The organism is Cellvibrio sp. OA-2007 (assembly GCF_000953825.1).
GTDB lineage: Bacteria > Pseudomonadota > Gammaproteobacteria > Pseudomonadales > Cellvibrionaceae > Cellvibrio.
The window spans coordinates 1-23,314 of the sequence record NZ_BBUL01000071.1 but is presented as its reverse complement, the minus strand read 5'-3'; the positions used below and the strand labels follow the sequence as shown (position 1 = coordinate 23,314).

Sequence of the window (23,314 nt, the reverse complement as noted above, 5' to 3'; positions counted from 1 at the left end):
TGCGACAATGGCAGCGGAGAAATTATGTTGAGTCATTTTGTTATTTACAATGTCGGTGTCCAGGAGGGTATTGGCCAGCCCACCCTTTTAGGGAAAAATGTCTATATTAAAGATGGAAAAATTGAAAAAATTTGTGCTGTAAATAACCAGACGATATCTGATTTAGGTGCTGCCAACATTATTGACGGCAGTGGAAAAACGTTAATACCAGGTTTGGTGTTTGCTCATACCCATATCGCTTACGATAGTGTCTGCGGTGCGCGTGATGTATTGTTCAAACACCCCCTGACCCGGCTGTCATTCATAGCCGCAAAAGTTGCGAAAAAAGCAGCGCAGCTTGGATATACCACCATGGTAGGGGCGGGATCTGTTGCCTGCATTGATACCTATTTAAAGGAGGCAATTGATAGTGGCCTGTTTGATGGTCCTAATCTGATTCCGTGCAGCCGGGATATTATGGCCGCCGGACCGATTGGTTCGCGCAATAAAGAAAAAGTAGCGCACATCCCCAAGGACTATATGCCGGTTATTGTGGACGATGAGGAAATAAACCAGGTCGTCAATCGCGAAATTGATGATGGCGCCAAGATAATAAAAACCTTTGCAACCGGTGATGATCAATTTCCTAATGCGCGCTCAGGCGAGGAATTATTTTCACTGGCTGAATTAAAGCAAATCGTTGCCATAGCCCATGGCCGTTCTACCCTGGTACGCTGTCACGCCAGAGGGTTGAGCGGAATCAAAAATGCAATTGCGGCAGAAGTGGATATTATTGATCACTGCTCTTACGCGGATCAGGAAAGCCTTGATCTAATTCAAAAAAATAATATCAGTATTGTCCCCAGCTTCTACCAACCTTTGCAATATATTGCCTGTGGTAGCCAATACGGAAGACACCCGGAAGAATCGGATTTTCACCTTGAGGTTGAAAATACAATGAGCTTTTTACCCAAAGCCGAAGCAATGGGTATTAATATCGCAGTGGGCGATGATTTTGGTTTTGCATGGACCCCGCATGGCACTTATCATCAGGAATTAATTGCGTTTCAGGAAAAATTAAATATACCAGCAGTTACTATTATTAAATGGGCCACCTCAAACGGTGCAAAAATGATCGGGGCAAATCAGCGTATTGGCCAGCTACGGGATGGCATGCAAGCCGATATGATTTTACTTGGAGCCGATCCCTCACTGGATATTCACGCATTAGCGAATAATATTGAAAAAGTGTTTATCGCCGGAAAATGCATTACCGGGTAAAATCCATCTCTTTTCAAATCTGTCACTATTATCTACTCTCAACACTCGCTGGGTCAGCGCTAATTTCACCAGATATCAACACCCTAATTAATGAGATAAAACCTCACAATGGAAAAAACAATAATTGTTACCGGCTCCAATGGCGGAATAGGTCAAGCCATATGCACTCAACTTAAGTCCCGAGGGCTTACTGTTATTGGTGTAGATATAGGCACGGAAGCAACAGTCACCGATATTTTTTATCAGGCTGACCTTTCCGACCATTTGCAATTGTTAGCATGCCTGGATCACATAGAAAAAAAATATGCCGATTCTTTGTACGGGCTAGTAAATAATGCCGGCCTTTATGAAGCGCTGGAATTTAACACGCTATCCCTCTTCGATTACGAACGAATAATGGCCGTCAACATACGTGCCCCGCTATTTATTTCCCAGTGGTTTGCGCGTGTCCTTAAAGAAAATCATAACAAAGGAGTAATTGTTAATATTGCTTCTATCAGTGGAGAAAATGGCAGTAAAGATGTTGCCTATGGTGTTTCCAAAGGCGCCATAATAAATTTAACGAAAAGCTTGGCGCTGGCTTTGGCGCCGGATATACGAGTTAATACTGTCAGCCCTGGAATTATTAATACCTCGATGGCGCAAAAAATTCCGCCGGAACGCATCAAAGATTATGAATCGCGCATTTTAAATCAACAATTTGGTGCGCCCGCCGATATCGCACAGGCAGTCACGTTTTTACTGAATGAAGAAAACCGGTACGTTAATAATGCTTTATTGAGCGTACACGGCGGACTTCACTAAAGGATTATGGTGTGATCTGGCTAATTTTCATACTGGTAGGTGTTGGTGCCGGGCTTATTTCCGGACTGCTTGGCGTGGGCGGTGGTACCGTTATTGTTCCTGCACTTATTGTTATTCTTTCATACATTGCAAACTTTCCGCCCGATATGATTATCAAAGCCGCCATTGCGACTTCTTTTGCCACTATGGTTTTTACCACCGTAAACTCCGTGCGGGTACATCACCTCAAGCAGGCGGTGCGTTGGGATTTGGTATATAAAATGTTACCCGGATTATTAGTGGGAACGTTTATCGGTAGCTTACTGGTCCATAAGGGGGAAAGTTATTCTCTGCAATTACTGTTTTCGCTGTTTATTTTGTTCACTGGTGCCAGGATGTTATTGCAGCGCAAGGACGATGGAAAGTTAGCACATCACGATATAAATTTTCGATTTTTCCACAGTGCAACACTTGGCATCGGATTCTTATCGGGTTTATTTGGTATTGGTGGAGGGACATTCAATGTCCCCAATTTACACAGACGCGGCCTGGAAACCATCAAGGCTATTGCAACTTCGGCCGCCGTTGGTTGGCCAATAGCCGTAGTGGGTTGCTTGGTGCTTTTATTCAAGGAGCCCGCAGAAGAAATACCATTGGCATTTGGATATGTCTACCTGCCAGCTTTTGTCGGCATCTCGATAACCAGCGTTTTATTTTCAGGTGTCGGGGCACGTTGGGCGCATCGAATTCCGGGACATTTATTAAAAACGTTGTTTGCCCTGTTTTTAATTGCAGTTGGATTGCGCTTGCTGATCAAATAGTCGCTATCGAATGCGGTCATTCAAATAAATTGCCACTCACGGAATTACAAAACATCAATTACGTGAGTGGCAATCTATTCAGCTGAACTTATAACAAAAAATTCGCCAGGATTGTTTTTGCACCTTCGGTTGCAAATGATTCCGGATGGAATTGAATCCCTTCAATAGGATATTCTTTGTGCCTGACCCCCATAATTACCTGTCCCTGATGTGCAGCCTCAGATAGGCTACTAAAAGATGCTGATGAATCATTAACCACCGAAGTAATTTCCAGGCAATCCGGCAAGCTGGAGGCTTCAACCATGAGCGAGTGGTAACGCATAATTTCCAGATTCTGTGGCATTTCTTTAAACAGGCCTTTGCTATCGTGCTGAATTGCTGAAATTTTTCCATGCATTGGTATGGGCGCGCGTATTACCCGACCGCCAAAACAATGCGCGATACCTTGCATCCCCAAACATACACCCATCAACGGAATTGTTTGGCCCAACTCCAAAATAGCCTGGCTGCATACACCAAAATACTTCACATCGTCCGGTGAACCTGGACCGGGTGAAATAATGATCCTGTCAGGATTTAATTCTTTTATACCTTCAGTACTAATCTCATTATTTCGCTTCACAATAACATCAACTTCAGTTGATGATTGCTTAACGCGATTTGACATCAATATTTCACCGGTATATTGGTATAAATTAAAGGTGAAAGAGTCATAATTATCGATAATTAATACGCGCATCGATTAGACTCCTTTAAAGGTAGATAGCACACTACGCATTGCTGAAAGTTTACGCTCAATTTCAAGGTACTCATCCGCGGCATTGGAGTCATAAACATTGCCCCCACTAGTTTGCACATAAGCATCTTCACCTTTAATAAAAACAGTGCGTATTGGAATTGCAAAAGTACAATCACCATTAAAACAAAATTGACCTAGCGCTCCACCATATACACCACGACCATCGACTTCCAAATCATTAATTATCTTCATCGCCTCAATTTTAGGTGCTCCAGTCAATGTTCCGGCAGGAAAATTGGAGGCCAAGGCAGAAAACATATCTTCATCATGTCGTAAAATACCCACTATTTCTGATGAAATATGTTGCACGTGGGAATAGCGTTTAATGTCCATCAAACTGCGCACTTTTACCGTACCGAAGCGTGCAACCCGACCAATATCGTTACGATGCAAGTCAACCAACATATTGTGCTCTGCGATTTCCTTTGGGTCGTTTAACAGCTTTCGGGATAATATCGTATCTTCAGCGCTACTTTTTCCTCTCAATGTTGTTCCCGCCAATGGAAATGACTCCATTTCACCGTTGCGCAAACGAAAGAGCAACTCGGGAGAAGCACCTATTATTTTTTGATCGCCAAACTTCATGCAATACATGTGCGGCGATGGATTAACTTCCCGCAGTTTGGCATAAATAGGTAGTGTATCGCCTGTGATTTTATACCGGGATTTAAAACCGACTTCACATTGAAATATAAGCCCCGCGCAAATATCCTCTTTGACTTTATGAACCGCCAATTCGTGCTCTGCGCGCCCCATTGAATCCCCCAAATGAGTGACAGAAATCTCGCCGAATGCAGGCACTTCTTGATGCAGCAATGCTTCTATTTCATCAAAGCGATTATCTTCGTAAAAATAATAAAAAATCTCTCCTGTCATTTGGTCATATACAAGACCATCCAAAAAAACACCAAACTTAAAAGGTTCGAACATGCTGCTCGATTGAATTTTTAATTCCGGTTCAAAAAAATTAATAGCATCGTAGCCAATAAACCCAACTAGCCCACCAGCATAACGACGGGAAATTACATTTTTGGGGATAATTTTGCGCAAATCATAATAAGGATTTTTGGATTCATATGACTCTATCAGCCCTGTTTTGCTGTCCTCAATGCAAAGTGTATGGTAATCAGGTGCATACACAGTCTTAATAGGATCAAAACCGATAATGTGGTTGCGAGAGATATAGCTTTCTTCGCCGAGCGACTCTAACAAAAAACAAGTTTTATATTTTTTTTCAATGCAACGGAAAAGCTGAAAAAAGTCAAAATCTTCAGTCAATTTTAAATATGTCGGCTTGCCTGGTAAATTAAATGGTTGGATATTATTTTGAGTCATCGGTGCTTGTCTCAACTTTTCGAATAAGCAGATTAATTATGGAGTCATTTTCTTACATTTTTTTTGATTTATTCAAGTGTTTAGCCAAGACGTCAAATTGGCCTTCACGCATTGCGCGCGCGCCACGCGTGACAGTGGCGATCCCCACACCTAACGATGTTGCTATATCGCGCTGGGGGATATGATCAGAGAGCATCTCAAAAATCTGCAGGCGGTTTTCAATTTCCTTTATTTCCTTCTGAGTTAGTATCGCTGTTAAAACAGCCTCCATAACCTCTGCCTCCGCAATCATGCAGAGGCAGTCGATAAAACGTGTATTTTTAGAGGGTGGCGTATTCATGTACTAGTATGATAGTTCAATAAATTGCTTTTGTACAATACTTTACGCATATAAAGTTTTTAAGCTTCAATAGCCTTTGGCGGAAAAGGGAAAGCCTGCATACTCTGCTATTAATCGTAAGCAAATCTTGGGGATTTTTTTCGATAACTTCATTCGGTTGAAGAACTGTTTAATTCTAGCCTTAAGATACTTATTTTTAAATAAAGTTTAAAGCGACCGTTTAAATGACTTTTTTCAAATAAGTAGTGAGATCGACCGGAGTATCAATATCAAATTCTGCTGAAGGCATAGCAACAGGAACGACGTGATGGGAACAACCTAACAATATTTTTTTTGCGCCCTGATCGCCACGGCATTGATACAACCTGGCTTTAAATTGCGCGGGAAAAATAGCGGGTACACCTAGGGTATTAGCAAAACTAGCGCAGGCAATTTGCTCGGGATTACTGCACCAGCTGTGATACAGTGCACGCAAATCTTGCGCACTGATTAATGGCTGATCGCCCAACATCACCAATACCGGATTAGTGTTTTGTAAATATTTAATGCCAAATGCGAGTGAATTCCCCATACCCAATTTCCACGCGGGGAATTCCAGTAAGTCAATTGCGCGATCATTAATTTCTGTTGCATTTGCGTTCAGCTCCGGTAACGCCTGCAATAGCTGGGGATAATAGGCACCGCCGACAACCAAAATGCGTTCCGGCTCAAGCGTTCGTGCCGCCGCAATGCAGGCAGCGAGTAGCGGCCGCCCCTGCCAATTAGCCAATTGTTTACAACCGCCAAAACGGCTAGCACTGCCCGCCGCAAGAATTAAACAATCGATAGCTGCATTGTTTGCGTTCATCGCGCCACCGCCATTAAGGCATTGGCCTGATGATCAGTAGCACAACTCGACATCATCTCACTTAAGGGTAGAGCACTACAGCCAAATATTTTTGCATGGCATTCAGCTAGCACCGATAGCGCAATACTTTCAGGCAAATCGCCACCCAATGCTAGCCCCATCGGCCCAGCAATGGGGTAACGTAATTGTGTTTCACTCAAACCGGCCACAGCCAAAACATCGGCTTTGCGTTTACTTGGGCCGAGTAAACCAATATAGGGGTTAATCATTTCGCGCTGCTGTAAAACCGCAATTGCCGCAGCATCCAAAGTCATATTGTGATGCGCAATCACCAGGCCATCAATTTGTTGCAATAGATCACTGTGCAATTCCGCTGGCGTTAAATTCAGTGCGTTAATAGCCGCTGGAAAATTTTCCCGCTTGGCAGCGTTTAAGCGCTGATCAACCAATGTGACTCGCCAACCTAAGGTCAGCGCCAATTGGCATAAAGGAATAAGATCAACACCACTACCAAGAATTAATAAATGCGGCAGCGGATTAATTAACGTGGCTAGAATTTTTTTATCGCGCGCTGCTTCATCATGCGCGACAGAACTAAGTTGCATACGCCCCTGCTGGCGCTGTGAAAATTTTCGTGGGCAGGTCGTAAAAGTTGCATGGGCGTGGTCAAGCTGCAGTGAATAGTCACAGGCTTGCTGTTGCTGTAAACAAGCCAATACGGCAGGTAATTGAAGATATTCATTAAGTAGATTGCAGGGATGCAACAAAATTTCCGCTGCGCCACCACAACCTATACCAAGTCGCCAAGCGATATTGCTATCGTCCGCTGCGTCGTAAATCACTCGGCGCGATTTACCCAGCGCCACCACTTTGCGCGCTTGTAATAGTAAATCTGATTCTATACAGCCACCGCTTAATAACCCTAATTGATGCCCGGCATCACTGAGCAACATAAGTGCCCCGGTTTTACGGTAGACGGATCCGCGTGTATCAATCACCGCACCCAGCACCCAGTTAGCCTCGTTTTTCAGCGGCAACCAGGTGTTAAGCAAATGGTAAAAATGATTAGACATAAACAGGCATCCGTATTATTTAGCTTATTGGCCTACTCAACCGCTAGATAATCCCACCGACAGCCTGATAATGAAAGGCAGATTAACAAAACTAAACAGCACAGTGACAAAAGGCACGTGGCTCACATGCTGAGTTGCTTTAATTAATAATGAGAGAAAATGCTAAACACACAAGGACACATGCAGAGACAATAACCAGAATGAAAAAAGGCACATCGATAATGTGCCTTTTTATTACAACAATTTACTCTAACCCCAAACAATTACACTATTCTTCCGGCAGTTCCCGATTGCCAATCAAGCTGGTGTAATTTTCACGGTAGTCATCCATATGTTCTTTAAGAAAATCGCGGTAACGGCCAGTTAAATAATTGGTGGTGCCTTCCACATCTTCAGCGAATTCATTTTTATCCAGCGATGAATGCGCAACCACAAAAGCATTAAAGCGAGCCGCAGCATTTAACAGTGCGGCCGCAACCAAACCCGGGTTGGCGTTATCGCAAGCATTGTTGGCGGAATTGATGAAACCCTCCACTAAATTCCAATACTGTTGCTCGTCATCACTGCTATTCGTATTCATGTTGTTATCGCTCATAACCTATTTCCAAGAATTAAGAATGTAATAAAAAAGGGTAAAAATTAGGAGTCTGATACTTGGGAGTCAACTACCGATGTGCGCAAACTGCGCAGGCGATTGCTGATGTCCGCCGCCAGTAAATTTAAGCAGGGCACCAGAATCAAAGTAACCACTGTGGCAAAGAGTACACCGAAGGCGAGTGAGATGACCATAGGGATAAGAAAGCGCGCCTGCACACTCTGCTCCGCCATGATCGGCATCAAACCGATAAACGTAGTGAGCGAGGTTAACAATATTGCGCGGAAGCGATCGCGCCCCGCCTGCACTACCGCAGCGTAAATATCCAAACCCTGCTGGCGCAATTGATTGATACGATCCAACAACACCAGATTGTCGTTCACCACTACACCGGCGCAAGCGATAAAACCGAGCATAGACAACATGCTCACTTCGCGCCCCATCAGTAAATGGCCAATCACTGCACCCATAAATCCAAACGGAATTGCGGTGAGCACTATGAGCGGTTGGCCATAGGAGCGGAATGCTACCGCCATCATCATATAAATTACCAATACTGCGAGTAAAAAACTCTGCAGTAACGATTGCTGAAAATCAGCTTGGTCGCGCATATTGCCATCGGGCTGCAAACTAAACCCGGAATACTGTCGCTGCCACTCCTGATAAAAACGTTCATTCATCGCGCGTACAATTGCCTGCGCATCACCCTCTGCACCTACGCGCGCAGTCACGGCAATATTGCGTTTGCGATCGCGCCGGTCAATCACGCTATAGCCCGGTACAAACACCATTTCAGCCACTTCTAACAAGGGCACTTCAACACCGGTTGCCGTGCGAATTCGCATTTGATTAATTTGTTCCAAGCGCTGGCGATCTTCCACCGGATAACGCACCAGTACGCGCACATCTTCACTGCCGCGTGGAATACGCTGTGCCTCTTCACCGTAAAAACCCTGCCGCACTTGGCGCGCAACTTGATTGAGCGTGACACCGAGCATTTCAGCATTGGGCTTTAAACGAATTTCCAATTCCGGGCGTGTCGCCTCCAAACTGGTTTTTGCATCAAACACATGAGGATAAGCTGCCAGTGCGGTGCGCACTGTATCGGCCACGGCTTGTTGATCTTCAAAACGATTGCTGTTGATACTCAGGTTCAAACGTATGTCATCGCCCGTGGCATTCAGGGTAAAGTCCAAACGAAATTCTTTTGCTTCCGGTACATCGCCAATTAATGCCTGCCAGTGGCGGGTGACTTCATCGATTCCCACTTTGCGCGTCTGTGAATCCTCCAGTGCAACCGCCATATAAATATTGACGCCGTTGGCCCAGGTTTGCACTGCACGCACAAAATCGCCGCCATTTTTTTCACGCAGATCTTCATCTTCACGCAATTTTAATGCGGCATCTTGCACCTTGCGCATAATGCGTTGCGTTTCAAAAAATGAAGTGCCCTCCGGCATGACCAAACGCGCTTCTACTGAATCGCCCGGCACCTTGGGCATAAAACTACTTTTCAACCAACCACCGGCAAACAGTGCAATTGATGCAGCAAACGCAAGCACAAATCCGAGGATGGTGGCGTAGCGCGCGGCGAGTAATTTTTTCAGCAGCGGCACGTAGCGATGCTCAATAAATGCATCGAGTTTTGTCGCGATCCAACCACGCAGTTGATGCAAACGTTTAAGCAGAATATTGTTGGGTTCGCGCTCCGGCCCCATATGCGACAAATGCGAAGGCAAAATCAGCAGGGATTCAATCAGCGAAAAAACTAAACATAAAAGCACAACTATGCCAATCGCCCGCGCAATCACCGCCATATTGCCCGGCACATCCAACATGGGCGCAAAAAAGATCATGGTACTGGCGACCGAAAAAAACACTGGCACACTCACCAGTTTTGCACCGCTCGCCGCACTTGCTGCGCCGCGCAAACCGTGTTGCTGCCGCGAGTAAATACTTTCGCCAACAATAATTGCATCGTCCACGACTATGCCGAGCACCAACAAAAATGCGAATAGCGAAACCATATTAATGCTCACGCCCAGCGTTGGCAGCAGCCAGATTGCTCCTGCAAAAGCAGTGGCAATGCCCACCGCAACCCAGATTGCAATCAGCGGGCGCAGAAATAACATCAATACAACAAGCACCAACAACAAACCGCTAAAGGCATTACTCAATAATAAATCGAGGCGCGCTTCAAACAGTTTGGACATATCGCGCCAGATATCGATATGCACACCCGCCGGTAACACTGGTCGAACGTCTTCAATATATTGTTTAACCGTTTGGGTGGCAGCGAGAATATCCGGGTCTTCTGAAATCGATAATTCCAAAAAGGCCGCAGGTTGGCCGTTGTACTGCGCTACTAACGTCCAATCAGAAAAACCATCCTGAATACTGGCGATTTCACCCAGCAATAATTTGGAGCCATCGGCGCGAGTGAGCACAGGAATTTTGGCAAAGTCATCGGCGGAATAGGCTTGGTTGCGCGCTTGGATTTGAATATCGCCATCCACAGTACGAATAGTACCCGCAGGAATATTGACGGAGGATTGGCGAATCGCCTGCGCAATTTGATCGAAACTTAATTGATAACGGCGCAAATTTTCTTCCGACACTTCTATGCCCATTTCATAAGGGCGAGTGCCATTGAGTTGCACCATGGAAATACCGGGCAGGAGCGCCAATTCATTGCGCAAATTCATGCCCGTTTCTTTTAGCGCGGCTTCATCCACATCGCCATAGACCGCAATGCTCATTAATTGGCTGCGCCCAATTTGGCGGCTGGCAACGGGGCGCTCTACATCGGCGGGAAAACTATTGATGGCATCAATGCGGGTTTTAACATCGTTTAATATTTCTTGCGCGTCGTAACCATCGGCCACTTCAATAGTGACTTGCGCATACCCCTGGCGGGATTTGGAGCTGATGGCATAAATCCCTTCCAAATCGGCAACGGCTTCTTCAATACGGATCGCAATTTGTTGCTCTACTTCCGTTGGTCCGGCGCCGGGGTAATTCATATTCACTTGAATAATATTGCGCTCAACCATGGGAAATACTTCTTTGCTGAGCTGGCTAAAACTAAAAAAGCAGCCCACAAAAATCAGCACCATTAATAAATTGGCGGCAACCTTATTTTCGATAAACCACTGAATCAGTCGGCTCATGGTTGGGCGTCCTCCGCAGCAAGATTAGTCACCACTTCCGGCACCACTTGAATACCCGCCGCTAAATAACCCTGCCGCTCCAATACAATCGCCTGCTCCGGTTTAATATCGCCGGTAAACCACACTTGCTGTTCGTCGCTGCGCAAAATATTCACGCTGTGAATCTGCACGCGGTTATCAGCATCCAAACTGTAAACCTGATCGCGCCGGAAAATAACGCTCTTGGGCAAGAGCATCACATTGGCGATGGGCTTGCCAATAATTTCAGCTTTTACATACATGCCCATCAACAGCGGCACGGCATTTTTAAAAGGATCAAACGGATCGGGAATTTCAACCACCGCATAAAACATGCGCGATTGCGGATCGAGACTCGCTTCGGTGCGCGTTATTTTTCCCTTCCATTCATAGGCATTGCCCGCCACCACGCCGCGCAAGATAACATCGGGCAATTCCTGCTGCGGTTTACCAAACGCGAGCGGCAAATTAATGAGTGACGCTTGTAAATCTGTGAGTGGCAAACGCACCAGTGCCGCCGCCGAATCGTACACAGTGGCAATGCGTGTGCCGGTACTGACGTACTGTCCCAAATCCACCCAGGTAGTATTCACCCGCGCCGCAAAGGGCAATTGAATGCGGGTGCGCGCTAAATTTAATTGCGCCTGCTGCACACCGGCGCGCGCTGCCTCTACTTGCGCTTCTGCCGCGGCCAATTGCGGTTTACGCAGAAATAAATCATTAGCGTCTTTACTGCCCAACTCTTGCCACTGGCGCTGCGCCTGTTGCGCTTGGCCGCGTTCAGTTGCAAGTGTTTTTTCCGCATCAAGCAACGCGGCTTTGGCGCGCACCAGCGCGATTTCATAATCGCGCGGATCTATTTGCACCAGCGTGGCACCCTTGGCAAAAAAACCACCGCTGGCAAATTGCTCTGACACCTGCACCAAACTGCCAGCCACTTGGCTGACCACATCAATTTGGCGACGCGGCTCTACACTGCCCTGCGCATTTACATTCACCGCCATGGTCTGCGGCTGCGCCAGAACGACTTTTACCTGAGTTTGCGCAATGGGCTTGGGCGCACGCGGTTGCGGGTTAGGTTTAAACAATACAATCGCTGCAATAAGTGTTACACCCAGAATAAGTACCCATGCCACGGCAGGAATTCGGCGAAGTTGAGCTGCTAGAGTCATGTAAAAATTCTCACATCCAATAAGAAAAACCCCTGCATCATAACAATGCAGAGGCTTATTATCTTACTTATTTGTTGGCTGATAAAATCCAAGAATCACGTGCTGTTATTGCAGCGCCGCAAATGGCTTGGTTTTAAAATTGGTGCCGCGCAACTGCAACAGCGCTTTACCGGATTTTTTATTCAACAGCAGTGACTCGTAAATATTAATCAAATCTTGTTTGGTCACTTTTTGCAGCGCGGCCAAATAGCGGTCGCGAGCATCAAATGTGTATTTACCCTGCCAGAACTCGCTGCTGTAGCGCTCTGCTTCAGAATAAAAATCAGTTGGTTTTTCCAACAGATTGGCAATCAATGCCTGTTTTGCCTGTTCAATTTCCGCCGCATCGGTTGCCTTCAATGCTGCCAGATACTCAACGCGGAATTTGTCCATGCGAGTTTTTATACCGGGCAAATCCGTATTGGAACTTTGTACCAGCATCACAAAACCCGGCACATCATCCACCGCATAATTAAAACTGGTCACCACATAACCCAGTTGTTCATGGGTGCGCAGCTGCATAAAAAAGGCATTACTAAACAGTGAATTTAATACCGCCAATTGCGCCTGTTCAGCATCAGATTTTTTACTGCCAAACCAGGCTTGCAACACCGCACTATCAGCAAGCTCAACATCATCATTAAAGGTGAGCGTTTGACCTACAGCTGGTGTTACATACTGATTTACAGCACGCGCCGCTGGCAAACGTTTACCCGGCAAAATACGCGCAGCCTGCTCCGCCATTTCGCGCACTTGCGCTTCGCTATAATTGCCCACAGCTAATAAGCGCAACAGTGGATCTGTTTTAATTTTCTGATGATAGGCGACCACATCCGCCTTAGTCACCTTGTTGGCCGCCGCTAAAATAATGTCATCTGGCCATTGGGTTTTGTAAGTCAAACGCTGTGCATGGCCATACAACTGGCGAAATACATGATTCTTTTTCTTGTTCGCCATATTTTGCTGAAAGCTATCCATGGCTTCATGAAAATGTTTGTCACTAATATCCAACGCCACAAATTCCGTTAACATTTGTTGCAACAATTGCGGATGCTTGTTGGTGTAGCCAGACAAATAGATGCCTTGACTATTTACATCCATCACCGAAGTGGAGATACCTAGAGATGCACGCCCGGCGCGATCAGCCAGGGTCATAGTTTGTTTGGCATAAATCGCATTGACCAAATTTGCCAGCACTGCCTCTTTAGGTGAGTCGAGCGCAAAATCCACATTGATTTGCACTGACACACGGCCTTTGTCTTCACGATAAAACTCCGGGTGCGCCAAAAAGGCTTCGATACCTGTTTGGGATACCACTGGATGGGGTTTGAGATAAGTATTTTCTACAATCGGCGCCTGCGTATCGGTAAACAAATCATTCAGCGGCGGCAGATTAAATCGATACTTGGCTTGCAGTGCGTTCCAACGTTTATATTCTTCCGCAGTGATATCGCGAATCGCATAGTGGCCATCAAAAAATGGCACCGGGGTGTCCGCTTTTTCAGCTGGGCTAACATGCCAGATGCGCGCGCGTTTTTCATCGAGCTGCGTCAATACCGCTTTAATTGCCTTGGCGTCATAGCGCTCGTAAACATAATCCGCATTGATCAGGTTTTCGACCGGCAGATCAAATTGTGCCATAGCCAAGCCGACTGCCTGTTGCAGCGGATCAGGCTTAGGTGCATTGGCAAAATCTTTACTGCGCATTGCCTGCAATTCGCGATAATAATTTTGATCCAGACCTTTGCGTTTAATTAAATCCACATAAGAAAAAATAGCGGCGATAATTTCATCCTGTTTTTGTAGACCGGCATCGGTTAAATCCGCCTGCACACGCAAAAAGCCATCTGGACCATAGGCTTCGGTATCAAAATAGGCTGACAGGGTTTTTACCAGCCCTTGTGCGCGCAACTGCTCGCCCAGCGTGCCCGGCTCCTCAGAGGTAAGTAAACCATTAATAAATTCATTGGGCTTCAACCGCCATTGGGATTTATTGGATTTCACCGGGAAATCCACATACAGCGCTTTCATATCCTTGATGGGTTTGTAGTGAATACTTTTGCCCATTTCGGCTTTGGTTAAACCTGGCACAGTGACTTCAGGCAAAGTGACATTGTTATTGCGGATAGTCGCAAAATGTTTTTCGGCTAAAGCTTTTAATTCAGACAGCGATTGTTTGCCCACCAACGCCAACTTCATAATGTTGGCCGAGTAATAGGCATCGTAAAACTGTTTCATTTCTTCATTGAGCACTGAACCTGGCTTATCTTTTAATGTGTCCAGGTTGCCGATATTAAATTTTGCGCTGGGGTTTTTAGGGTTGGCGGTATAACCCTGCAACACATAAAGATTCCAGCCGTCCTGCGCTTTTTGCAGCGACCACTCGTTGTTAACGGCATTGCGCTCTTTATCGCTGAAGTGCGGATCAAAGGTCGGCTTTTTAAAATAATCGCTAAAGCGATCCAATGCCTCATCAAATTTTCCGGCATTGATTTGAAATAAATAGTTGGTTTTATCGTACGCGGTAAAAGCATTAGTCATACCGCCATTGGCTTGGGTGTATTTCATAAAGCCATCGGGTTCGGGATATTTTTCGGTGCCCAAAAACAACATGTGCTCTAAATAGTGCGCAAGGCCGAGCTGGTCTTGCGGATTGTGTGCGCTGCCCACACCAACGGCGAGCGAGGCAGAGGAGTTTTCCAGCGAGGGATCTGACACCAACACCACTTGCAAACCATTAGGTAACATCATCGCCGCGTATTGACGATCATCATTCGGGCTTTTAATGATGGTGGCTTGTTCAATATTCTGTACGGCGGGTTTGAGATTGCCGGTAGATTTACAACCCACCAAACTGATTCCGCCCAAGCCGATACCGCCCAGCAAGAGCACACTGAAGGCATAAGCCGAATAACGCTTTAACATAGCCTGGTTCCTTTTTTCCTTTGGAGTTAGAGTTTGTTGTAGAGCGGGCAAAGCCTAGCAGACTTTAACCCTGATCGCATCGCAGTGTTCACTTGTGCATATTGCGCCAATAGACCGGCCGGTTACTGAGAGGTTCCAGCCAAGGGCGCAGCAACAGGATTCAGCCTAGCGACAAAGTGCCGCTGGCTTTGCATAGTTGCACCTGAACTTTCATCTCTCAACTCCCGCTTTACCGTGATCAAACGCGAGCCCTGCTGACGATACTCGCTGTGAATTTCATTTTTAAATTGAAAGCCAATCACAATAAATACTCGCCCTGAACCCTTTTCGGTCAATTGGCTGGCGAGTGGGATACCATTGTCATCGATCCAAACTTGAAAACGATTTTTGTATTTTTTAACGTACTGGCGAAACTCTTTGTCAATTTTTTCCATCGGCATACTAAATGTGAGCAGACGGGTTGGCTGACCATTAAAGATAACTGGTGTTTCGCTTACAAAGTGGTAGCGCCCCAACATTAATTCCATTTGCGCCGCCGGGTACAACAGCTCACGCCACTCCCAGTACTGAAATTGACCAACGGCATTCAGCGCAGAGTTTTTGACATTTTCATCTTCAATTTTTGCCAGCTCCTCGGCATGTAGCTGAGCCGTCAATGCGGGCGAATAAACTGCATGCAGCCCATTTGCACCATCCTCCAAACGCATTTCAATCAAACCTTCCCGCTCGATCAGCTCATCGCGCTCGCCACTGCGGCCAAACAATTTAAATTGTGCATTGACGGCAATGGGCGCAGAAGATTTTAGTCGCGCTAATGCACTGCGAAAGTCAGCGAGACCATCGGCTTGTGTCGCAAGCGAAAAGCTCATTAAACAACTCATGACCACCATGGACGAGCAACCCGATAAAAATAACCGTTTGATCATTAACATTCCTTTCCTATTATAAAAAACCAAGCATCATAAAAAACATCGATGATTAAATCACAGTAACAATACCGGACACCTTGTGTTAGCTAAAAATAGAGTCTCATCCCTAAAAAGAGTTCAACCACTGGTATTTTGAGTGCTAACCGGAGCCTCCTTTGCGCCCATGACTATCAACCACAAACAGATGCCAAATTCACCAAGCGTTCCAGGCAATCCAATCCAAAATGGAACAGACTCTTGCGAAAACATAAATTTCATGATGAATTCTGCCAAATATCCCAGACCACCGAGAATTAATAATATGCCCAACACCCGAGGCAAGATTCCCGACCCCATTACTAAATAACCAAATGGAAACAACCAAGCTCCCCAGAAAATATTTGCGATCAATGTATTGTTGTTAAAAGACACCAACAAATACATCACCTGCGCCTCTAATTGCGCCCCATCTATTGCAGCCAAATAGGAGTGCCCGGCGAGTAAGGTAAGCACATCGACAAGCTTTACCATATTGACTAGGGTCACCGGAATACTGATCAGCGCCAATATCACCATCAATATCGCCACTTCTCGATTGACCCATGCCAATAGTTTATAAAGCACCAGCGGTAAGAAAATAAAACACACAAAGCAAATTGCATCGGCCAACACTCCCAATCGAAAAAACATTTCTTGTGACTTAATCTGCGTTACAGTTGCCGTTGGGTTGGACCAATCAATTAATGTAGCGGGCATATAGACCAAGCCAAAAATGCCGCTGATTATTAAGATGAGATAGATGGCTCCCGCCACTCTCGCCAAGCTTGCCGACTTCATTATTAAAACCTCCGTGAATTTGACTTGTAGTGTAAACTTTGTAAAGACTATCGCGCAGCTAAACAATGCTGTCAGTAGCAACTAGAAATACCCAATAATCGCGAACGCACCAACTGGTGCGATATCATTAATTCAATCACCTTGATCCATCGCCTACACAAAACTCCACCTAATGGTTTTACAGCAACCTTCTGGCTGACTATGCTATGGACACTGCAAGGCCGACATGTTGAATAGCGGCCATCACAATGGATAGATGTTATGAATTCCCTCTCTTTTCCCGCCTTAGGGAAATACATGGATCTGCTGGTCGACGCGCTCTGTGTTGTCGATAAAAACGGCCATTTTTTGTATGTCAGCCCCAGCGCTGAACAGATTTTTGGTTATAACCAAGCAGAGATGATGGGCAAACAAATGCTGGAGCTGGTGCACCCGGATGATCGCCATATCACGCTGCAAACCGTTGATAAAATTATTGCGGGGGAACCACAACCGCATTTTGAAAATCGCTACATTCGTAAAGATGGGGAAATAGTGCATATCATGTGGTCGGCGCGCTGGTCGGAAAAAGATCAGTATCGCGTAGCCGTAGCGCGCGATATCACCCTGCGCAAACAGGCCGAATCTGCGCAGCAAGCAGTGTTTGCAATTGCCGAAGCATCACACGACGCGCAGGATTTACCCACACTCTTTGCGCAGATTCACAAGATCATTAGCGAACATTTACCGGCTGATAATTTCTCGGTAGCACTGCGCGATAAAAATTCCGGCTTTGTCAGTTTTCCCTACTCACGGGAGCAGGTGGTTGTCTCGTTCGGCAATGACGGCAGAGACACCGCAAATCAATTATTGGCACAAGTACTGAACACCAATGAAGCGCACCTCTACAACGCTACTCATGAGCGGCAAGCGCTGCAAAGCTGGCTGGGCGTTCCCTTAAAGTCCCACACCGGCGTGCTGGGCGCATTGGTGCTAAAAAGCTTTTCAACCAAATACCAATACAGTCAAAAAAATACCGAGTTACTGCAATTTGTATCGACCCAAATTGCCGCTGCCATCGAACGCAAACAAATGATGGCGCGCTTGGAGCATTTGGCACTCTACGATCAATTAACTCGCCTGCCAAATCGAAGTTTGTTTTACGACCGCATCCATTCGGCCATGGCCCGCGCAAAACGCCATAAGGGAATTTTTTCGCTGCTCTATTTGGATTTGGATAAATTCAAAGCCGTGAACGATACCTATGGCCACAATATTGGCGATTTATTACTGGAACAGGCTTCACGCCGTTTGGAGCACTGCGTGCGCGAGTGCGACACGATTGCGCGCTTTGGCGGCGATGAATTTGTCATATTGCTGGAAAATATTGATCGCCCAGAACAAAGTACTGCAGTGAGCGATAAAGTGTACGCCTCACTCAGCCAACCCTTCACCCTTGCCGAACACAATGTGACTATTTACCCAAGCATTGGTATTGCGCACTTTCCCGAGCATGGCGCCAACGAAAAAGACCTGTTGCGCCATGCTGATGCAGCTATGTACCAAAATAAAAAACAGCAATAACTTATTCGGGCAGGCTATTCAACTGCGTGTGCATTGACATGACTTGCACCACTGGCATTGGTTTTTGCTTTGGGGCTGCCGTAATAATCGACGCTCGATGCACCGCTCGCCTCAGCAATCAACGCTTCTGTAACGGCGGCTTCTACGTGAGACGCGCCGCTCGCGCCCAAATCGGCTTTTTTCGCCATTAACTTTTTACCGCGAAAATTGCTTGCACCACTTGCATCTACCTTTAACTCCTGAGAATTGCTGGCCGATTTGATTTCAATATTGGAGGCACCCGATAGATCAAATTTTTGCTCCTGACTATTCACACTATCGATGCGAACATTGGCAGCGCCGGACAATTCCATCCGCAAATTTTTTGCATTTAATGCCGCAAAATTAACATTGCCCGCGCCACTGACATTAAGCTGAAATTTTTCTCCTTGAAAATCACTTAAGTTAGCGCGCGCACCGCCCGATATTTCCAAATACTCCAATTGTTTAACTCGCAACACAATGCGCACCGGGTCATTGCTGCCGCCAAACCAATTGAAAAAATTACTATCACTTTTTACCCAAACACTCACGCGCTCGCCACTCTGATCTACCTTGACCCGCTTCATTACTTCAGCATCCGCCTCAACACGCAAATATTCGGTGCCGTCCTGACTAATTTCTACCGAGGTGTTCCCCCCCGACACAAACTCGGTAAAATCTTTTACCGGATAAGTCTTTGCTACAGTTTCAGCCAATACGACCGGTGCAATTAGCGAAACCATCAGCATCATTATTAATTTTCGTACTAACATCATAGACTCCTATTTTTAATCATTTTATCGTTTTAAAAGGTTAGATATTTTTTTGTGCGGCATCACCATCTGCCACCTTTATCCGAAATAAATTAAACGATTGGATTGCAGGCACAGCCAGTTTTAATTGCTCCTCTTGTGCATCCACCAACTGCATGGTGCCACACAGTTTTTCACCCTGCGCCTCTAAGCCAGCTGCTTTTGCGTTCATCTGCAATTCCAATTGCTCGCCAAACTTATTCATGCGCGCTTCAAACGCTTGCATATTGCCACCAGAGGCCAGAATTTCTTTACCCATCGCAATCATTATGCTGCCGATAGAATTTTGCACCGAGGTTTCCACAATACGCTCAATACGCGTTTCAAATTGTTTACCTAAAAAATCAGACGTATCTTGATTGGCGAGATTCAGGCTAATCGGGCGACCCGACGTGAAATAGCGATTAACATCGCCTTTAGCGTTATTCAGTTCAGTGGTTAATTGCGCAGAAACCTGATTTTTTTCACCCAGTAAATTGTCAAACGTTAAGGCGATAGCCTCAATTGCCAGATCGATCCCGCCCAGCGCCATGCTGTGCACTTCCGGCACGGCGGCGCGAATAGCCTTTGCATAGCCGGTAACCGCATCTTGCTGCCCGACAGTGAGCTTGAGAGTCTGCCCATTCACCACCAAATCCTGATCGGCAACAATTTTGTAGCTGGGTTTATCAGCCTCATAAAACTCAATGCTGTCCTCGCTGATGCGCAAGCCTGCATCCAACTCCAGATTACAAGAATCGTGCGCGGCGGCGGCTCCAGTCATTAATAACAACACTCCAGCAATAACAGTTTTCATCTATAACTCCTTTCCATTGAGGGAAATCAATCGCCCGGGGTAACAATCAGGGTTTTCGCCCACTCATAAGTAGTGCCGTTTTAATAAGTGGCGCGGTTATAGATTGAGACGCTAGTGGCGCCGAATCAGATTCACCCTGCGCAAAATTTTGTTTTCCGTTCATAAACACCGGTTAAAAACAAGTCTGGCAGATACCCTGTTTTTGGGGATAATGGTGCCCTTTCCGATTCAAGCCAGCTCAAGAGTGTTTCATGCTATGACCAGCTTACCCAGTATTGCCAAACGTATCGCCGATGAATTAAACGTTCAAGAACAACAAGTTAGCGCCGCCGTAGGGCTGCTCGATGAAGGTGCAACCGTACCCTTCATATCGCGCTACCGCAAAGAAGTGACCGGCGGTTTGGACGATACACAAATGCGTACCCTGGAAGAGCGGTTGCGCTACCTGCGCGAACTGGAAGAGCGCCGCGCGGCGATCCTTAAATCTATTGCCGAACAGGAAAAACTCACCCCGGAATTGGAGCGCGAGATTCAAATTGCCGACACCAAAAACCGCCTTGAAGACCTTTACCTGCCCTACAAACCCAAACGCCGCACCAAGGGACAAATCGCCAAAGAAGCCGGCCTTGAGCCACTGGCAGAGGCATTGCTCGCCGACCCGAGCCTCGCCCCCGAAGCGGAGGCAGCCAAATACTTTAACGCCGAGCACAACATTAACGATGTGAAATCCGCGCTCGACGGTGCCAAATACATCCTCATGGAAAAATTCAGTGAAGATGCTGAATTGCTTGGCCAATTGCGTCACTTCCTAAAACAGGAAGCAACCTTCACTGCACGTGTTGCCACAGGTAAAGAAACCGACACCTCACAAGAAGTGCAAAAATTCCGCGATTATTTTGAACACGACGAGCCACTGAAATCTGTGCCCTCGCATCGCGCACTCGCCATGTTCCGCGGCCGCAATGAAGGTGCACTCAGCATCACTATTAAAGTAGGTGATGAAGAGGCTACCTCTTCATCGAGCAACAAGGGTCACCCCTGCGAGACAATGATCGCCACTCACTGGCAAGTGCAGGATCAGGGCCGCGCTGCCGATGGTTGGTTAGCTGAAGTGGTGCGCTGGACCTGGCGAGTAAAATTGCTCACCCATTTGGAAACTGATCTGCTCGGCGAGTTGCGCGAAAAAGCCGAAGAAGAAGCGATCAAAGTATTTGCATCCAACTTAAAAGATTTATTGCTCGCCGCTCCTGCAGGGCAAAAAGCCACTATCGGTTTAGACCCAGGCATGCGTACCGGCGTGAAAGTCGCCGTGGTTGATGCCACCGGTAAAGTGCTCGACCATGGTGTTATGTATCCAACACCGCCGCTGAATAAAATCGCTGAATCCGAAGCCATGTTGGTGCACCTGTGCAAAAAACATAATGTCGGTTTAATCGCTATTGGCAACGGCACCGCATCGCGCGAAACCGAAAAGTTCGCGAAAGATGTATTAAAAAGACACAGCGATATTACTGCCAGCACAGTGATTGTGAGCGAAGCCGGCGCATCGGTTTATTCTGCATCTGAATTTGCGGCAAAAGAATTTCCCGATTTGGATGTGACTATTCGCGGTGCAATTTCTATCGCGCGCCGCCTGCAAGATCCACTCGCGGAATTGGTAAAAATTGATCCCAAATCAATTGGTGTGGGCCAATATCAACACGACGTTTCGCAATCGCAATTGGCGCGCTCGCTCGACGCAGTCGTTGAGGACTGTGTAAACGCCGTGGGTGTAGAAGTAAATACTGCATCGGCAGCGCTGCTGGCGCGTGTGTCTGGTTTAAATACCACACTCGCCAATAACATCGTTGAATTCCGCAATCAAAACGGCGTGTTTAATTCCCGCGCAGCGCTGAAAAAAGTACCGCGCTTTGGTGAAAAAACTTTTGAACAAGCAGCCGGATTTTTGCGTGTTGCCGGTGGTGATAATCCACTCGACGCATCAGCTGTTCACCCTGAATCCTATTCGGTAGTAGAAAAAATTGCGCAAAAAAATGGTCGTGAATTAAAAGGCCTGATTGGCGACTCCTCATTCTTGCGCGGCTTAAAAGCAGCCGACTATACCGATGATAAATTCGGTGTGCCGACCGTAACCGATATAATCAAAGAATTGGATAAACCCGGCCGCGATCCGCGCCCGGAATTCAAAACCGCACAATTTCAAGACGGCGTAGAAGAAATTACCGACTTGGTGCCGGGTATGATTTTGGAAGGCACAGTCACCAACGTGACTAACTTCGGCGCGTTTGTGGATATAGGTGTGCATCAAGATGGCTTGGTACACATCTCGGCGCTGTCGCATAATTTCATCAAAGACCCACGCGAAGCGGTTAAAGCCGGCGATATAGTCAAAGCCAAGGTGATGGAGGTGGATGTACCGCGCAAGCGTATCGCCTTGTCACTGCGCTTGGATGATACACCCGGCGAAAAAGTTGAAGGTAAACGCGGCGGCGAGCGTCCACCATCACAAAACCAACAGCGTGCGGCGCAAAAAAATAATCCTGCTCCTGCCGCTATGGGCAGTATGGGCGCGCTGTTGCAGCAGGCATTGAAAAAGAAATAATTGAATCCCTCCCCCTCCCTTTTACAAAGGGAGGGGTACTAACCCCTTATAAAAAGGGAATCGGTGTAACCGGGGGGATTTTTACCGCATCAAATTCACCTGCAACCTTATATTTTCACAGAAGACTTTTATGAGCACACTTCCCAACTGCCCCAAGTGCAATTCCGAATACACTTACGAAGACGGCGAATTATTAATTTGCCCTGAGTGCTCCCACGAATGGTCAAAAAATGCAGCAGAGGCCAATAGCGATGATGATGTATTGGTCGTGCGCGATGCCAACGGCAATATTCTGATTGATGGCGACAATGTCACTGTAGTAAAAGATTTAAAAATCAAAGGCAGCTCATCGGTCATTAAAGTGGGCACCAAAGCCAAAATCGTTCGCATAGTGGCAGGCGACCACGATCTGGACTGCAAAGTCGACGGCATGGGTCCGATGATGTTGAAATCATCCGTCGTAAAAAAAGCATAATTGCAGCAAGCAAAAACAACCAATTGCAACTAGGTCCTGTTAACACTAATTATGCTAAAATTTGTGCATGGAAATTTCAAAAGCACAATTCAAAATCATCGAACATTTGCTGCCAGTACAACG

General features: G+C 46.4%; 19 protein-coding genes. 6 read left to right on the top strand and 13 right to left on the bottom strand.

Translation table 11 applies throughout. The features are described from left to right. Window positions 1-24 precede the first annotated feature (24 nt). The 3 genes from AWU77_RS03660 to AWU77_RS03650 all read left to right on the top strand — a co-directional run bounded on the left by AWU77_RS03660 (window position 25) and on the right by AWU77_RS03650 (window position 2,864). Window positions 25-1,260 (top strand): amidohydrolase family protein, encoded by a 1,236-nt coding sequence (locus tag AWU77_RS03660; protein WP_062059415.1) that lies wholly within the window; start codon window positions 25-27, stop codon window positions 1,258-1,260. 108 nt (window positions 1,261-1,368) lie between these two features. Beyond that, window positions 1,369-2,064: an SDR family NAD(P)-dependent oxidoreductase gene (locus tag AWU77_RS03655; protein ID WP_062059413.1), complete on the top strand. Its 696-nt coding sequence runs from the start codon at window positions 1,369-1,371 to the stop codon at window positions 2,062-2,064. A gap of 11 nt (window positions 2,065-2,075) precedes the next feature. Next, window positions 2,076-2,864 carry a sulfite exporter TauE/SafE family protein gene (locus AWU77_RS03650; RefSeq protein WP_062059411.1) on the top strand — a complete coding sequence of 263 codons (789 nt, stop codon included), beginning with the start codon at window positions 2,076-2,078 and terminating at the stop codon, window positions 2,862-2,864. An 88-nt stretch (window positions 2,865-2,952) separates the two neighbouring features. Here AWU77_RS03650 and AWU77_RS03645 read toward each other — a convergent pair whose 3' ends face one another. The 11 genes from AWU77_RS03645 to AWU77_RS03595 form a co-directional block, all read right to left on the bottom strand. After that, complete coding sequence (locus AWU77_RS03645; RefSeq protein ID WP_062059409.1) at window positions 2,953-3,603, bottom strand: aminodeoxychorismate/anthranilate synthase component II; 651 nt, start codon at window positions 3,601-3,603, stop codon at window positions 2,953-2,955. Between the two features lie 3 nt (window positions 3,604-3,606). Further along, window positions 3,607-4,998 carry an anthranilate synthase component I family protein gene (locus tag AWU77_RS03640; RefSeq protein ID WP_062059407.1) on the bottom strand — a complete coding sequence of 464 codons (1,392 nt, stop codon included), beginning with the start codon at window positions 4,996-4,998 and terminating at the stop codon, window positions 3,607-3,609. 52 nt (window positions 4,999-5,050) lie between these two features. Then, window positions 5,051-5,338, bottom strand: a complete 288-nt coding sequence (locus AWU77_RS03635) for a Trp family transcriptional regulator (RefSeq protein WP_084618008.1) — start codon at window positions 5,336-5,338, stop codon at window positions 5,051-5,053. 220 nt (window positions 5,339-5,558) lie between these two features. Further along, window positions 5,559-6,185 (bottom strand): NTP transferase domain-containing protein, encoded by a 627-nt coding sequence (locus AWU77_RS03630; protein WP_062059405.1) that lies wholly within the window; start codon window positions 6,183-6,185, stop codon window positions 5,559-5,561. Beyond that, complete coding sequence (locus tag AWU77_RS03625; RefSeq protein WP_062059403.1) at window positions 6,182-7,258, bottom strand: XdhC family protein; 1,077 nt, start codon at window positions 7,256-7,258, stop codon at window positions 6,182-6,184. Before AWU77_RS03625 ends, AWU77_RS03630 begins: the two co-directional genes overlap by 4 nt. Before the next feature lie 268 nt (window positions 7,259-7,526). After that, window positions 7,527-7,853 carry a DUF3144 domain-containing protein gene (locus tag AWU77_RS03620; protein ID WP_238582295.1) on the bottom strand — a complete coding sequence of 109 codons (327 nt, stop codon included), beginning with the start codon at window positions 7,851-7,853 and terminating at the stop codon, window positions 7,527-7,529. 44 nt (window positions 7,854-7,897) lie between these two features. After that, window positions 7,898-11,023, bottom strand: a complete 3,126-nt coding sequence (locus AWU77_RS03615) for an efflux RND transporter permease subunit (protein WP_062059401.1) — start codon at window positions 11,021-11,023, stop codon at window positions 7,898-7,900. Further along, a complete protein-coding gene (locus AWU77_RS03610) occupies window positions 11,020-12,213 on the bottom strand; it encodes an efflux RND transporter periplasmic adaptor subunit (protein WP_062059399.1) in 1,194 nt (397 codons plus the stop codon). The genes AWU77_RS03615 and AWU77_RS03610 overlap by 4 nt, the downstream gene beginning before the upstream one ends. 105 nt (window positions 12,214-12,318) lie before the next feature. Continuing rightward, entirely contained in the window at window positions 12,319-15,177 is a 2,859-nt protein-coding gene (locus AWU77_RS03605) for an insulinase family protein (RefSeq protein ID WP_062059397.1), read from the bottom strand. Between the two features lie 122 nt (window positions 15,178-15,299). Beyond that, a complete protein-coding gene (locus AWU77_RS03600; RefSeq protein ID WP_062059395.1) occupies window positions 15,300-16,103 on the bottom strand; it encodes a hypothetical protein in 804 nt (267 codons plus the stop codon). Between the two features lie 120 nt (window positions 16,104-16,223). Then, a complete protein-coding gene (locus AWU77_RS03595; RefSeq protein WP_062059393.1) occupies window positions 16,224-16,922 on the bottom strand; it encodes a DUF4386 domain-containing protein in 699 nt (232 codons plus the stop codon). 261 nt (window positions 16,923-17,183) lie between these two features. Here AWU77_RS03595 and AWU77_RS03590 point away from each other — a divergent pair, with 261 nt between their 5' ends. Then, on the top strand, window positions 17,184-18,485 hold the full coding sequence (locus AWU77_RS03590) for a sensor domain-containing diguanylate cyclase (protein WP_062059391.1): 1,302 nt from the start codon (window positions 17,184-17,186) through the stop codon (window positions 18,483-18,485). Window positions 18,486-18,499: 14 nt separating this feature from the next. On the opposite strand, the gene AWU77_RS03585 is transcribed toward AWU77_RS03590, so the two are convergent. Beyond that, a complete protein-coding gene (locus tag AWU77_RS03585) occupies window positions 18,500-19,282 on the bottom strand; it encodes a GIN domain-containing protein (protein ID WP_084618006.1) in 783 nt (260 codons plus the stop codon). Window positions 19,283-19,319: 37 nt separating this feature from the next. Then, complete coding sequence (locus tag AWU77_RS03580; RefSeq protein WP_062059387.1) at window positions 19,320-20,114, bottom strand: DUF2884 family protein; 795 nt, start codon at window positions 20,112-20,114, stop codon at window positions 19,320-19,322. Between the two features lie 256 nt (window positions 20,115-20,370). Between AWU77_RS03580 and AWU77_RS03575 the strand changes: the two genes are divergently transcribed. Then, the gene (locus AWU77_RS03575) at window positions 20,371-22,716 is read left to right on the top strand and encodes a Tex family protein (protein WP_062059385.1); all 2,346 of its coding nucleotides are present in this window, start codon (window positions 20,371-20,373) and stop codon (window positions 22,714-22,716) included. Window positions 22,717-22,846: 130 nt separating this feature from the next. Continuing rightward, window positions 22,847-23,191 (top strand): zinc ribbon domain-containing protein YjdM, encoded by a 345-nt coding sequence (locus tag AWU77_RS03570; RefSeq protein ID WP_062059383.1) that lies wholly within the window; start codon window positions 22,847-22,849, stop codon window positions 23,189-23,191. Window positions 23,192-23,314 lie beyond the last annotated feature (123 nt).

Excerpts from the sequence above, each read along its gene's own strand:
- AWU77_RS03660 (WP_062059415.1), top strand. The coding sequence starts at position 25 with ATGTTGAGTCATTTTGTTATTTACAATGTCGGTGTCCAGGAGGGTATT.
- AWU77_RS03645 (WP_062059409.1), bottom strand. The coding sequence starts at position 3,603 with ATGCGCGTATTAATTATCGATAATTATGACTCTTTCACCTTTAATTTA.
- AWU77_RS03630 (WP_062059405.1), bottom strand. The coding sequence starts at position 6,185 with ATGAACGCAAACAATGCAGCTATCGATTGTTTAATTCTTGCGGCGGGC.
- AWU77_RS03595 (WP_062059393.1), bottom strand. The coding sequence starts at position 16,922 with ATGAAGTCGGCAAGCTTGGCGAGAGTGGCGGGAGCCATCTATCTCATC.
- AWU77_RS03635 (WP_084618008.1), bottom strand. The coding sequence starts at position 5,338 with ATGAATACGCCACCCTCTAAAAATACACGTTTTATCGACTGCCTCTGC.
- AWU77_RS03585 (WP_084618006.1), bottom strand. The coding sequence starts at position 19,282 with ATGATGTTAGTACGAAAATTAATAATGATGCTGATGGTTTCGCTAATT.
- AWU77_RS03640 (WP_062059407.1), bottom strand. The coding sequence starts at position 4,998 with ATGACTCAAAATAATATCCAACCATTTAATTTACCAGGCAAGCCGACA.
- AWU77_RS03590 (WP_062059391.1), top strand. The coding sequence starts at position 17,184 with ATGAATTCCCTCTCTTTTCCCGCCTTAGGGAAATACATGGATCTGCTG.
- AWU77_RS03625 (WP_062059403.1), bottom strand. The coding sequence starts at position 7,258 with ATGTCTAATCATTTTTACCATTTGCTTAACACCTGGTTGCCGCTGAAA.
- AWU77_RS03610 (WP_062059399.1), bottom strand. The coding sequence starts at position 12,213 with ATGACTCTAGCAGCTCAACTTCGCCGAATTCCTGCCGTGGCATGGGTA.
- AWU77_RS03615 (WP_062059401.1), bottom strand. The coding sequence starts at position 11,023 with ATGAGCCGACTGATTCAGTGGTTTATCGAAAATAAGGTTGCCGCCAAT.
- AWU77_RS03620 (WP_238582295.1), bottom strand. The coding sequence starts at position 7,853 with ATGAGCGATAACAACATGAATACGAATAGCAGTGATGACGAGCAACAG.
- AWU77_RS03580 (WP_062059387.1), bottom strand. The coding sequence starts at position 20,114 with ATGAAAACTGTTATTGCTGGAGTGTTGTTATTAATGACTGGAGCCGCC.
- AWU77_RS03655 (WP_062059413.1), top strand. The coding sequence starts at position 1,369 with ATGGAAAAAACAATAATTGTTACCGGCTCCAATGGCGGAATAGGTCAA.
- AWU77_RS03600 (WP_062059395.1), bottom strand. The coding sequence starts at position 16,103 with ATGATCAAACGGTTATTTTTATCGGGTTGCTCGTCCATGGTGGTCATG.
- AWU77_RS03605 (WP_062059397.1), bottom strand. The coding sequence starts at position 15,177 with ATGTTAAAGCGTTATTCGGCTTATGCCTTCAGTGTGCTCTTGCTGGGC.
- AWU77_RS03575 (WP_062059385.1), top strand. The coding sequence starts at position 20,371 with ATGACCAGCTTACCCAGTATTGCCAAACGTATCGCCGATGAATTAAAC.
- AWU77_RS03570 (WP_062059383.1), top strand. The coding sequence starts at position 22,847 with ATGAGCACACTTCCCAACTGCCCCAAGTGCAATTCCGAATACACTTAC.